At 73.4% G+C, this 11,744-nt stretch carries 12 protein-coding genes; all 12 read right to left on the bottom strand.

Annotated features, from left to right (window positions below):
* Positions 1–13 precede the first annotated feature (13 nt).
* The 12 genes from ABZ249_RS18185 to ABZ249_RS18240 all read right to left on the bottom strand — a co-directional run bounded on the left by ABZ249_RS18185 (position 14) and on the right by ABZ249_RS18240 (position 11,695).
* Positions 14–766, bottom strand: coding sequence for an SDR family oxidoreductase (locus ABZ249_RS18185; protein WP_355263978.1), 753 nt, complete (start codon positions 764–766; stop codon positions 14–16).
* Positions 763–1,098: a hypothetical protein gene (locus ABZ249_RS18190; protein WP_355263981.1), complete on the bottom strand. Its 336-nt coding sequence runs from the start codon at positions 1,096–1,098 to the stop codon at positions 763–765. The genes ABZ249_RS18185 and ABZ249_RS18190 overlap by 4 nt, the downstream gene beginning before the upstream one ends.
* On the bottom strand, positions 1,088–1,870 hold the full coding sequence (locus ABZ249_RS18195; RefSeq protein ID WP_355263984.1) for an ABC transporter ATP-binding protein: 783 nt from the start codon (positions 1,868–1,870) through the stop codon (positions 1,088–1,090). The genes ABZ249_RS18190 and ABZ249_RS18195 overlap by 11 nt, the downstream gene beginning before the upstream one ends.
* The gene (locus ABZ249_RS18200; RefSeq protein WP_355263987.1) at positions 1,867–2,739 is read right to left on the bottom strand and encodes an ABC transporter permease; all 873 of its coding nucleotides are present in this window, start codon (positions 2,737–2,739) and stop codon (positions 1,867–1,869) included. The genes ABZ249_RS18195 and ABZ249_RS18200 overlap by 4 nt, the downstream gene beginning before the upstream one ends.
* The gene (locus ABZ249_RS18205; protein WP_355263990.1) at positions 2,739–3,590 is read right to left on the bottom strand and encodes an ABC transporter permease; all 852 of its coding nucleotides are present in this window, start codon (positions 3,588–3,590) and stop codon (positions 2,739–2,741) included. Before ABZ249_RS18205 ends, ABZ249_RS18200 begins: the two co-directional genes overlap by 1 nt.
* Complete coding sequence (locus ABZ249_RS18210; protein WP_355263993.1) at positions 3,587–4,720, bottom strand: ABC transporter substrate-binding protein; 1,134 nt, start codon at positions 4,718–4,720, stop codon at positions 3,587–3,589. The genes ABZ249_RS18205 and ABZ249_RS18210 overlap by 4 nt, the downstream gene beginning before the upstream one ends.
* Before the next feature lie 308 nt (positions 4,721–5,028).
* On the bottom strand, positions 5,029–6,003 hold the full coding sequence (locus tag ABZ249_RS18215; protein ID WP_220564650.1) for a LysR family transcriptional regulator: 975 nt from the start codon (positions 6,001–6,003) through the stop codon (positions 5,029–5,031).
* A 790-nt stretch (positions 6,004–6,793) separates the two neighbouring features.
* Complete coding sequence (gene ptsP, locus ABZ249_RS18220; protein ID WP_355263996.1) at positions 6,794–8,473, bottom strand: phosphoenolpyruvate--protein phosphotransferase; 1,680 nt, start codon at positions 8,471–8,473, stop codon at positions 6,794–6,796.
* A gap of 115 nt (positions 8,474–8,588) precedes the next feature.
* Entirely contained in the window at positions 8,589–9,629 is a 1,041-nt protein-coding gene (locus ABZ249_RS18225; protein ID WP_355263999.1) for a zinc-dependent dehydrogenase, read from the bottom strand.
* 200 nt (positions 9,630–9,829) lie between these two features.
* Complete coding sequence (locus ABZ249_RS18230; protein WP_220564647.1) at positions 9,830–10,285, bottom strand: PTS sugar transporter subunit IIA; 456 nt, start codon at positions 10,283–10,285, stop codon at positions 9,830–9,832.
* Positions 10,275–10,583, bottom strand: a complete 309-nt coding sequence (locus ABZ249_RS18235) for a PTS lactose transporter subunit IIB (RefSeq protein ID WP_355264002.1) — start codon at positions 10,581–10,583, stop codon at positions 10,275–10,277. Before ABZ249_RS18235 ends, ABZ249_RS18230 begins: the two co-directional genes overlap by 11 nt.
* Complete coding sequence (locus ABZ249_RS18240) at positions 10,580–11,695, bottom strand: PTS mannitol transporter subunit IICB (RefSeq protein WP_355264005.1); 1,116 nt, start codon at positions 11,693–11,695, stop codon at positions 10,580–10,582. The genes ABZ249_RS18235 and ABZ249_RS18240 overlap by 4 nt, the downstream gene beginning before the upstream one ends.
* Positions 11,696–11,744: the final 49 nt, after the last annotated feature.

The following is an 11,744-nucleotide window of genomic DNA, read 5'->3' on the forward strand; positions in this document are numbered from 1 at the left end:
TCTCGGGAGGGGGTCAGGCGGCCAGGTAGCCGCCGTCGACGGGCAGGACGATGCCGGTGATGAACCCGGCGTCGGGCCCGCACAGGAACTCCACCGCGCCCGCGACCTCGGCGGGTGTTCCCCAGCGGCCCATGGGCGTGCGGTCCAGGATCCGGGCCTCGGCGGCGGGGTCGGTGCGGATGCCGCCGGTCAGGTCGGTGCTGATCCAGCCCGGCGCGACGGCGTTGACCCGGATGCCGTCGGCCGCCCAGGCCACGGCCAGGGAGCGGGTGAGCTGGGCGACGCCGCCCTTGCTGGCGGTGTAGCCGGGCACCAGGGGGCCGCCGAAGAAGCTCAGCATCGAGGCGACGTTGACGACGCTGCCGCCCGCCGCGGCCAGGGCGGGCCGGGCGGCGGTGCAGGCCCGCATGACCGAGACGAGGTTGACCTCGATGACCCTGGCGAACACGGCCGGGTCGAACTCCTCGCGGCGGCGGATCACGCCGACCGCGTTGACCAGCACCGAGACCTCGGCGAAGGCCGCCAGGTACTCCTCGATCGCATCGGGCGCGGTGACGTCGAGCTCGGTGACCTCGGCGTTCTCGCGCAGGTCGGCCGGCGCGTCGGCGGCGCGCAGACCGCAGGCCGCGACCCGGTGGCCGCGGGCGGCGAACCGGGCGGCGACGGCCGCCCCGATGCCGCTGGTCCCGCCGACCACGACGACGGCCGGGGAGGGGTTCTCGGCCATGGGCTCCTCTCGGGGGTGGTGGGGTGCGTCGGGGGTCAACGCTCCTCCTCGGGAATGGCGAGCGCGTCGATCCAGTACTCGCGGGCCAGGGCGTCCACCCCGGCGGGGGACACCCCGCGCAGGTGGACGGTGGTGCCGTCGGTCCCGGCGATCCGGCCGTGGTCCTGCAGCCGCAGGATGTGGTACCGCTCGGGCGGGAAGCCCAGGACCACGTCCACCGGGAAGCGGCCGCGCTCGTCGGGGCTGTCGCCCAGACCGGGCTCGGCCTTGCCGACCGCCTGGAAGGTGAGCCAGCCCTGGTAGAGCAGGACCGCCAGGACGAGGGCGGCGATCCGGCGCAGGGTGGGCGAGGCCGCCGCTCTACTCCACATCGGCCGCCTCGCCCTCGGCCAGCAGGCCGTTGACGTGGGCGACGGTGGCGCGGAACCCCGGGTCGTCCACGGCCGCGTCCCAGGTCCGGGGCCGGGGCAGGTCGACGTCGACGATCTCCCGGACCGTGCTGGGCCGCCCCGACAGGACGACGATCCGGTCGGAGAGGAACACCGCCTCGTCGATGTCGTGGGTCACGAAGAACACCGTGGGGCGGCGGGACTCGAAGATCCGGGTGAGGTCCTCCTGGAGGCGTCGCCGGGTCTGGGCGTCGATGCTGGCGAACGGCTCGTCCATGAGCATCACGGCGGGCTCGGTGGCCAGCACCCGGGCGACCCCGAGGCGCTGGCGCATGCCGCCGGACAGCTCGTGCGGGTAGCGGCGCTCGAAGCCCTCGAGGCCGACCAGGGCCAGGTGCTCGCGGCCGCGCTCCTCGCGCTCGCGCCGGGACATGCCCTTCATGCGCAGGCCGAAGACCACGTTGCCGAGCACGGTCTTCCACGGGAACAGGGCGTGGTTCTGGAAGACGACGCCCCGGTCGGGGCCCGGGCCGGTGACCGGGTTCCCGGCCACGGACACCGTTCCCGAGGTGGGCCGGACGAACCCGGCGACCGTGTTCAGGACGGTGGTCTTGCCGCAGCCGCTGGGGCCCAGGACGGACACGAACTCGCCCTCGGACACCGTGAAGGAGACGTCGCCGATGGCCACGACCTCGTCCCCGGTGTAGGCGTCGGTGTAGGTCTTCTCCAGGTGGTCGATCACCAGGGCGGTCATCCGTCGTCCTCCATGCCGCGCACCAATCCCCACCGTTCCACGGTGGCCTTCTCGAACGGCGCCAGGATGAGGGCGTCGAGCATGTACCAGAGGATCCCCAGCACGACCATGCCGAGGAAGACCTGGCTCACGTCGCCCACCCGGCGGGCGTCGAACATCATGAACCCGATTCCGCTGGTGCCGACGATGATCTCGGCGGCCACCAGCGCCCGCCACCCGTAGCCCAGCCCGGTGCGCACCCCGGTGGCGATGGACGGCAGCGCGCCCGGCACGGTCACCTCCCAGAACACCCGCAGGCGTCCGGCGCCCAGCGAACGGGCCGCCAGCACCAGCTCCCGGGGCACCTGCTCGACCCCGGAGACCACGGCGAGCATGAGCGGGAACACGACCGTGTAGACGATGACGAACGTGACCGAGGTCAGGCTGAACCCGAACCAGACGATGACGATCGGCAGCCAGGCGATGTCCGCGATCGCCTGGAAGAACAGCAGGACCGGCCACAGCGCCTTGCGCACCCGCAGGGACAGCGCCGTCAGGAACCCCATGGGGATGCCGATGAGCAGGCCGAACCCGGCGCCGTAGGCCAGGCGCTCCAGCGAGTCGGACAGGTAGCCGGGCAGCACGCCCTTGCGGAGCAGCTCGGCGAACTCGGCGACCACCCTGTCGGGGCCGACGAAGAACGCGGGCGGGAACACCTCCAGCTCCGCGATCAGCCACCACAGGGCGACCACGGGGACGAAGGGCCCCAGCGTGCGGAAGACCGGGCTGCGGGTCAGCCGCAGCCACAGCCGCCGCATCGGCGGGGCCGGGGCGCGGGCGGGCCGGCCGGGACCCGGCGGCCGCGTGCGTTCGGCGGAGCGCACCGCCATCACCCCTCCCCGGAGGTCATGCCCCAGCGCCGGACCGTGCGCCGTTCGAGCGGGGCGAGCAGCAGCCGGTCCGTGCAGAGCCACAGGACGCCGATGATCACCATCGCGGCGATGATGACGTCGGTCGAGAACGAGGTCTGGGCCAGGAAGAGCGTGTAGCCCAGGCCGGCGTGGGTCGCGATGATCTCCGCCGCGACCAGGCCGCGCCAGCCGTAGCCCAGGCCGATGCGCAGGCCCGAGATGACGCTGGGCATCGCCCCGGGCAGCAGCACCTCCCAGAAGAGCCGCCACGGACCCGCCCCCAGGGAGCGGGCCGAGCGCAGCAGCGAGGTCGGGATGCGGCGCACGCCCAGCATGGTGTTGTAGGCGAGCGCGAAGAACATCGCGTTCCAGACGATGAAGATCACCGCGCCGTCGCCGTAGCCCAGCCACAGGGTGGCGATGGGGATCCAGGCGATGCCCGCCAGCGCCACCGAGAACCGCAGCAGCGGCGAGAAGAACGCCGACAGGGCGCGGCTTGCACCCAGGGCGATCCCGAAGGGCAGGGCGGTGGCGACGGCGATCACCGAGCCCACCATGACCCGGTAGAGGCTGGCGCCCAGGTGCCGGGCCAGCTCGCCGCTGACGGCCATGTCCCACAGGGCCCGGGCCACATCGGTGACCTGGGGGAAGACCCGTGTGGGGACCCCGGTGGCGGCGACGGCCGCCGCCCACAGGGCCACCAGGACCGCCAGCGGGACCACGAACCAGGCGAGGTCCGCGGCCCACGACCCGGTGCGGCCGCGGCGTGGAACGGCCGCACCGGGACGGGGCGCCGCCGGGGCGGTGCCCCGGACGGGGGTTTCACTCATACCGCGCACGAGTTCTGTGCTACCTCGCGGATGAACGTGTAGTCGGCCTCGATGCGGGCGTCGGTGGGCACCTCGGCCAGGTCGGAGAAGAGCTCCGGGTTCTTCTCCTCCACCGACAGGATCGGGCCCGGGACGAACAGCTCGTTGATGTCGAAGTCGTACTCCAGGGCCTCCTGCTCCTCCAGCAGGAGGGCGACGGTGTCCATCGCCAGGTAGTTGCAGGAGGAGAAGCGGGCGTCGAGCTGCTCGACGTTGTACTCCATGGCGGCCAGGGCGACCTCGGGGTCGGTGCCGGTCAGCCACCGGGAGGCGGAGTCGGCGGCGTCCTCGGGGTTCTCGCGGATCCACTGGTCGGCGGCGGCGCGGCCGGTGAGGAAGGCCTCGACCAGCTCCGGGTTCTCCTCCAGGTACTGCGGGGTGGTGACGATGTACCCGATGAAGGGGATGTAGCCGCCGCCGCGGACCACCTCGTAGGTGCCCTCGACCTGGTCCTGGATGGTGATCGGCCAGGGGTCCCAGATGACCGCGGCGTCCGCGCCGCCGGTCTCCAGGGCGACCGGCATGTCCGGCGGGGCGGTGTTGACCAGTTCCACGTCCTCCACGTCGATCCGCAGGTCCTTGAGGAGGCCCAGCAGGTACAGGTGGTTGATGGAACCGAAGGTGGTGGCGATCGTGGCGCCCTCGAGGGTGCTCAGGTCCTCGGGGTCGATGCCGGAGTCCTCGACGGCGACCATCGCGGCCGTCTCGTCCACGCTGCGCTGGACCGCGGAGCCGGTGTAGTTGCCGACCAGGGCCAGCTCCACGCCCTCCTGGGCGGCGGCCAGGGCGGGGACGCCGACCTGGATGATGTCGACCTCTCCCGCGGACAGGGCGTTGATGGCGTCCACACCGGTGGGGAACGGGTCGGCGAGGGTGACGTCGAGGCCCTGCTCCTCGAACAGGCCGAGTTCGGTGCCGACGGGGAGGCCGATCTGGTCGATGGCCGAGACGTAGCCGGCGTTCAGCGAGCCGCTGACGGGCTCGGCCGCGCCCTCCACCGCGTCGTCGACGGTGGATCCTCCGGAGCAGGCCGTGGCCAGTAGGACGAGCGTGCTCGCGAGGGCGAGGGGGGCAAGAAGGGGTCGGGGCATGGGACAACTTCCGGTTCGCTCGACCGAACACCCTCGCGCGGGCGCACGGGGACGACGCGTCCGCGAACGGGCGGGGGACCGGGGAGGTCGCCCGGCTCGGGGAACGCGACAGGGCCGGAACGCAGGGGGTCGGGGAAGGGACGGGGTGGGTTTAGGTGCGGGGGGCGGGTCAGGGTGGTGACCTGGCGAATCCTCCTCGCGCCGTCGCCCACGACCGTACCGAGATATCGGGGGGACCGTTAAGAGCAATTCCCTTATGGGGATATCAGGAAGCCGAATACTGACGGCGCGGACCTGCAGAGAGGGGCTCAGCGGGGCCTGGGGACCTCTCGCCGGACACCCGCTTTATTCGGGATACGAATGGTCCCCTCGGGAACTTTCCTCTCCGAGATCTCCTTCAGGACGATCCGCGCGGCGGGGGTGAGGGGCCGGGTGGAGTCCCAGCACACGGCCACGCCGCGCTCGGGCGCCCCGGCCAGCGACCGCACCCGGACCCCGGTGGTGTCGGCTGTGTGGGCCGCCAGCCAGTTGGTGACGCCGACGCCGATCCCCCGGGCGACCAGGGACACCAGCGTCTGGGGCTGGTTGGTGGCCTGGACCGGCTCTATGGCCAGCCCGTGGTCGCGGAACACCTGGTAGGTCTCGAACTCGGAGGTCTCCGGGGCGTCCAGGCGGCCGATCGAGACGATGGGGTGCGCGGCCACCTCGTCCAGCGGGACGGGGTCGGGGACCAGGTCCAGCGGGTGGCCCTCGGCGTGCACGACCACCAGGGGCTCGCGCCACAGGGGCAGGCAGTTGACGGACTCCGAGGCGGGCCGGGGGAGCATGGGCCGCAGGTAGAGGTCGACGTCGCCGGCGATGAGGGCCTCGTCCAGCTCCAGGGTGGCGCGCTCGGACAGGATCACCCTGATGTCGGGCTCGCGGTCGGCCAGGTCGCGCAGCAGGTCGGGGACGAAGGCGGCGCTGACACTGGGGTAGGAGCCCAGCGAGACGATGCCCAGGGCGCCGCCGCGCCAGGGCGCCATCGCCGACTCCGCCTCCTCCAGGGCGTGGAGGACGTTGCGGGCCTGCACGGCCAGGGCCGCGCCCGCCTCGGTGAGCCGGACCGGGCGCTTCTTGCGGTCGAAGAGGGGTTGCCCGATCTCCCGTTCCAGCGCCGCCACGTGCTGGCTCACCCGGGGCTGGGACCGCCGGGTGGACTCGGCTGCGGCGACGAAACTCCCGGTGTCGATCACGGCCAGGAAGGATACGAACCATTCCAGACGTATGTCCGTGTCGAGCATGCGGATTCGCTCCCGTATAAAGTTGTCGCTGGGGCTGGTGTTACGCAGGATACAAAACGCGTATACACCCAAAAACAGGGTGTAACCCTCGACACAGGGAACCGAGTACCATTTCCCCCCGGACTATTGGTTCTCCTGATACTCCCATCCGGCTCGTCGTTCCCCGCCGAACCGCTGATCAGAGGCGGCGGGAGCGGTTTCCAGGCCGCCCCCGCCGCGGGGGCGCCGCCCGGTCAGGCGAACGGCGCCCCGGGTCGCGGCCGGTGCTCCGGGCCGGTCCCACGGCCGGGTCGCACCACCGCGACGATCGGGGTCCACCGCCCCTCGGGGGCGATGGGGGCTCCGCCCCCGGAACGCCGCCGCGGCGGGGTCCGCCCCCGGAACGCCGCCCCGGGGGGGCGCGGCGGCCAGGGCGGTTCCGGACGGGACACGTCCCCGGTGGCCCGTTGCCGAAGCCCTCTTCACCACGGCACGACCAGCCGCCCACCCGCGCGGAGGCTGCGGGCACGGCCTCCGGAACGGGCCGTGGTGCCGTCCGGCCCCGGGGCACCGACCCGGGCGGAGGCCGTGGGCACGGCCGCCAGGGCGGTTCCGGACGGGACACATCCCCGGTGGCCCGTTGCCGAAGCCCTCTTCACCACGGCACGACCAGCCGCCCACCCGCGCGGAGGCAGCGGGTGCGGCCGCCGGAACGGTTCGGCGTCCGGGCGCGGAGGTCGGGGCTGCGGCGGGGGCACGGCCGCAGCGCCCGGTCGCTGCGACAGGGCCCGCTCCCCCGCCGCAGCGGCGGTCACGGCGTCTCGGTGCGGGCGGCCGACCGGACGGCCTCACGGGCCTGGCCCGCCCCCGCGGCCGCCAGGGCGAGGTGGGCCAAGCGGCGGCACTCGTCCAGGCTGTGGCCGGCCAGGGCGTGGCGCACCCCCGGCAGGGCGGGGGCCGACATCGACAGGCTCGTCGCCCCCAGGCCCACCAGGACCAGGGCCAGCAGCGGGTCGGCGGCGGCCTCACCGCACACGCCCACCGGGACGCCCAGGTGGTCGCCCGCCTTGCCCACGGTGCCGATCAGGGACAGCAGCGCCGGCTGCCACGGGTCCAGCAGGTCCGGCAGCGCGCCCAGGGTACGGTCGACGGCCATCGTGTACTGGGCGAGGTCGTTGGTGCCGATGGACACGAAGTCCACCTCGTACAGCAGCCGGTCGGCGAGCAGCGCCGCGGCGGGGACCTCGATCATCACCCCCACCCGGGTCACCCCCTGGGCGCGGGCGAGGTCGGCGAACTCCCCCGCCTCCCTGGGCGTGGACACCATCGGCGCCATCACCCGGACGTCGGCCCCGGTCTCCTTGGTGGCCGCCGCGATGGCGGCGAGCTGGTCCACCAGCAGTTCGCGGTGCATCCGGGCGGTGCGGTAGCCGCGCACCCCGAGGGCGGGGTTGTCCTCCGCGCCCATCGGGACGAAGGCCAGCGGCTTGTCCGAGCCCGCGTCCAGGGTGCGCACGGTGATCGGGCGCCCGGAGAAGGCCGAGAACAGCCGGATGTAGGAGGCGGTCTGCTCCTCGCGGGTGGGCGGCTCGGTGCGGTCCAGGAACAGGAACTCGGTGCGCAGCAGCCCCACCCCCTCGCTGTCGTGGGCGGCGGCCGCCTCCGGGTCCCCCTCCCCGATGTTGAGCAGCAGCGGGACGGACACCCCGTCGGCGGTGGCCCCCGGCCCGGTGGCCGACTCCGCCAGGGCGCGCCGCTGCTCGGCGCGCCGGCGCACCCGCTGCACGAGGGCCTCGTCCGGGTCGGCGACCACGGAGCCCGTGTCGCCGTCGACCGCCACCACCGTGCCGTCGGCGAGGGTGTCGGCTCCCCCGCAGCCGACCACCGCCGGGATGCCCAGCGAGCGGGAGAGGATGACGGTGTGGCTGGTGGGTCCGCCGTACCGGGTGACGATCCCCAGGACCCTGGCCGGGTCCAGGTGGACGGTGTCGGCGGGGGCGAGGTCGTCGGCGACCAGAACGTGCGGGACGCCCGGGTCGGGCAGGCCCGGCATGGGCAGCCCCAGCAGCAGGGCCACCGCCCGGTCGCGGATGTCGGCGAGGTCGGCGGCGCGCTCGGCGAGGTAGCCGCCGGCGGCCTTGAGCAGGTCGCGGTAGGTCTCGCAGGCGGCGTGCACCGCCCAGGCGGCCGGATCGCCCGCGGCGGCCCGCTCGCCGACCCGGCGGGCCAGCTCGGGGTCGCGGGCCATCAGGGCCTGGGCGCCGAGCACCGCCGCGGCCTCTCCGCCGAGGCCGGCGGCCTGGGCGTCGAGCCCGGCCGCCACCTCCTCCAGGGACGCGCGGGCGGCCTCCGCCTCGGCGCCGGGGTCCCCCGCCGCGGGGCGGTGGTCGGGCAGGCGCGGCGGGGGCGCCATGCGCGCCACCGGGCCGACCGCCGCGCCCGGCGCCGCCGGGATGCCGCCGAGGGAGGAGAGGGATCGGGTGTGCGCCATGGTCGCTCCGTGGGTCGGTGAGTGGGTGGGCCGGGGCGGGCCGGGAGGGGTCCCCCTATCAGGGAACCCCAGCGGGGCCGATCTCGGTAGCCCCTACTCCCGGCCTGTGGACGGGTCAGGGCTGGATGGTCACCTTGATGGCGGTCCCGGCGGCCACGGTCTCGATGGCCTTGTGCACGTCGGACAGCGCCATCCGCTCGGTGATCAGGTCGGCGACGGGCACGGCGCCGGAGGCGATGAGCTCCAGGGCGCGCTTGTTGTGCTCGGGGCTGGAGCCGTTGGCGCCGAAGATGGAGATCTCCCGGTAGTGGACGAGGTTGGAGTCCAGGGAGATGATCGGGTTGTCCTTGGGCAGCCCGCCGAAGAAGCTGATCCGGCCGCTGCGGGCGACCATCTTCAGGGCGTCCTCCTGGGCGCGGCCGGAGGCGGCGGCGGTGATGACCACGTCGGCGCCGCGGCCGTCGGTCAGGCGCAGCACCTCCTCCACCGCGTCGACCTCCTCGCCGCAGATGGCGGCGTCGGGCCCGACGATCTGCGCGGACATGTCCAGGCGGCCCCGGTTGACGTCCACCAGGTACACCTTCTTCGCGCCCTTGGCGCGGGCCAGGCGGACGTGCAGGCAGCCGATGGGCCCGGCGCCCATGACTACGACGGTGTCGCCCTCGCCGACCCCGGCGATCTCCTGGCCGTTGAGGACGCAGGCGAGCGGTTCGGCGACGGAGGCCTCGGCGTAGTCCAGGCCCTCGGGGATGCGGTTGACGCCGTCGACGGCCAGCACGGCCTCGGGGACGACCATGTACTCGGCGAAGCCGCCGTCGTAGTGGTAGCCCATGGACTGCTGGCGCGAGCACACGGTGAACCGGCCGTCGCCGCACTCGGCGCAGGTGCCGCAGGGGATGGCGGCGATGATCTGGACCCGGTCGCCCTCGGCCCAGCCCTCCACCCCGTCGCCGACCTCGACGACGCGGCCGGCGATCTCGTGGCCGATGACCCGGGGCGGGTCGATGTGGTGGTGCCCGTGGCGGAAGATCTTGACGTCGGTACCGCAGGTGGAGCAGTTGACGACGGCGATCTTGAGCTGCCCGGGTCCTGCGGTGGGCTCGGGTGCCTGTTCGAGGCGGAGGTCACCGGGTGCGTAGAAGCGGGCGACGAGCATGTTCGGCCTTTCAGGATGCGGTCCGGCACGGGGTCGTCCGCGCGGGAACGACCGCACCGGTGGGTTTCGGTGAGCGGGGGACGCCGCGCCGTGGGCGTCCGTTGAGGACGGCGGGCGGCCGGTGGGACGGGCGGTCCCCGCCCGTCCGGGGAGTGGTCGGACGGGCGGGGAGGACGGCCGGGCCCCGGCGGCCCGCCGGGTCAGCCGTCCGCGGCGGGCGGGTCGAGGAGCCCGACGACGTCGGCGGGGTCGGTGGCCCCGCGCAGCCGGGCGGCCTTCTCGGGGTCGGTGAGGACCCCGGCCAGGGCGGTGAGGATGCCCAGGTGCTCCTCACCGGTCGCGGCGATGCCGATGGCGACGTGGACGGTGGACCCGCCCCAGTCGACCCCCTCGGGGAACTGGATCACGGCCAGCCCGGTCCTCTTGACGTGGACCCGGGACGGGTCGGTCCCGTGCGGGATGGCGACCCCCTCCCCGAGGAAGGTGGACACCGACGCCTCGCGCTCGTGCATGGCGGGCAGGTAGCCGGGGTCGACCGCGCCGAGTTCGAGGAGCAGTTCCCCGCACTGGTCGATGACGTCGGCCCGGTCCTTCGCGGTGCGGCCCAGTCGGACGGCGTCCTCGGTCAGGACCAGCCGGGCGGGTTCAGTCGGCAAGGGTGCCACCGTCCCTGATGGCGCTCTCGACCTCGGTGAAGACGGGGTCGCCCAGGAACATCCGGAAACCCTTGACCACGGTGCCCGGCACCCGGGTGCGGGCGCGGGCGGCCAGGCCCTCCTGGGTCAGGACCAGGTCGGCGTCCTCGGGGATGCGGTCCACGGGGGCGTGCTCGACGGTCACCCCGTACTTGCCCAGGCTGCCCTTGAGCTGGGTGGTCAGCAGGACGCTGCTGCCCATCCCGGCGTCGCAGGCCACGACGACCTTCTTGACATCGGAACCCTGGATGCTGCTCATGCGACGTTCTCCTCAGTGCTCGCGGAGTTCTTCTGGGCGGCGGCCTCCTCGCGGGCGGCCTTGCGCTCGGCCCGGCCGAAGCCGAGCAGGAGCGAGGCGACCACGAAGGACACCGCGGTGGCGACGGTGACGCCGGCCAGGACGGACAGGTGCCCGCCGGGCGGGGTGACGGCCATCAGGGCGATGATGCTGCCCGGGGAGGCCGCCGAGATCAGGCCCGCGTCCATCACCATGAAGGTGGCCACACCCGACATCCCGCCGGCGATGGCGGCCAGGATCAGCTTGGGCTGCGCGAGGATGTACGGGAAGTAGATCTCGTGAATTCCACCGAAGAAGTGGATGATGATCGCGCCGGGCGCGGTGGCGCGGCTGATCCGCGGGCCGAAGAGCATGCAGGCGATGAGGATGCCCAGGCCGGGGCCGGGGTTGGTCTCGATGAGGAACTCGATCGCGCTGCCGTCGGCGGCGGAGCGGGCGGTGCCCAGCGGGGTGAACACGCCGTGGTTGATGGCGTTGTTGAGGAACAGCACCTTCGCGGGCTCGACGATCACCGAGACGAGCGGCAGCAGGCTGTTGTCGATGAGGAACTGCACCCCGGCGCCGAGCGCGTCGGCGATGCGGCCCACGACGGGGCCGACGGCGTAGGCGCCCACCACCGCGAGGAGGGCGGCGAGGATGCCCGCGCTGAAGTTGTTGACGAGCATCTCGAAGCCGGCCTTGATGCGCGGCTGGATCAGCTTGTCGGCCTGCTTCATGAGGTACGCGGCGAGCGGGCCCATGATCATCGCGCCCAGGAACATCGGGATGTCCGCGGAGACGATCACGCCCATGGTGGCCGCCGCGCCGACGACACCGCCGCGCTGGCCGTGCACCATGGTGCCGCCGGTGTAGGCGATGAGCAGCGGGAGCAGGAACTTGATCATCGGATCCACCAGCTGGCCCAGGTACTCGTTGGGCCACCAGCCGGTGGGGATGAACAGGGCGGTGATCAGGCCCCAGGCGATGAACGCGCCGATGTTGGGCATGACCATGCCCGAGAGGAACCCGCCGAAGCGCTGGACTCCGGACCGGGCCGAGGCGAGCGCCGTGCTCTGCCGCTGTTCGGTGGACATGTTGGGGGACCTCCTGGGAGGTGCGGCGGGCCTGGGCCGCGCCTGCGGT

This window comes from Nocardiopsis sp. NPDC006139 (genome assembly GCF_040614155.1).
Lineage (GTDB): Bacteria > Actinomycetota > Actinomycetes > Streptosporangiales > Streptosporangiaceae > Nocardiopsis > Nocardiopsis changdeensis.

Bases quoted from the DNA above. Each gene is read 5' to 3' on its own strand.
- ABZ249_RS18190 (WP_355263981.1), bottom strand. From the start codon at position 1,098: ATGTGGAGTAGAGCGGCGGCCTCGCCCACCCTGCGCCGGATCGCCGCC.
- ABZ249_RS18195 (WP_355263984.1), bottom strand. From the start codon at position 1,870: ATGACCGCCCTGGTGATCGACCACCTGGAGAAGACCTACACCGACGCC.
- ABZ249_RS18200 (WP_355263987.1), bottom strand. From the start codon at position 2,739: ATGGCGGTGCGCTCCGCCGAACGCACGCGGCCGCCGGGTCCCGGCCGG.
- ABZ249_RS18205 (WP_355263990.1), bottom strand. From the start codon at position 3,590: ATGAGTGAAACCCCCGTCCGGGGCACCGCCCCGGCGGCGCCCCGTCCC.
- ABZ249_RS18210 (WP_355263993.1), bottom strand. From the start codon at position 4,720: ATGCCCCGACCCCTTCTTGCCCCCCTCGCCCTCGCGAGCACGCTCGTC.
- ABZ249_RS18215 (WP_220564650.1), bottom strand. From the start codon at position 6,003: ATGCTCGACACGGACATACGTCTGGAATGGTTCGTATCCTTCCTGGCC.
- ptsP (WP_355263996.1), bottom strand. From the start codon at position 8,473: ATGGCGCACACCCGATCCCTCTCCTCCCTCGGCGGCATCCCGGCGGCG.
- ABZ249_RS18225 (WP_355263999.1), bottom strand. From the start codon at position 9,629: ATGCTCGTCGCCCGCTTCTACGCACCCGGTGACCTCCGCCTCGAACAG.
- ABZ249_RS18235 (WP_355264002.1), bottom strand. From the start codon at position 10,583: ATGAGCAGCATCCAGGGTTCCGATGTCAAGAAGGTCGTCGTGGCCTGC.
- ABZ249_RS18240 (WP_355264005.1), bottom strand. From the start codon at position 11,695: ATGTCCACCGAACAGCGGCAGAGCACGGCGCTCGCCTCGGCCCGGTCC.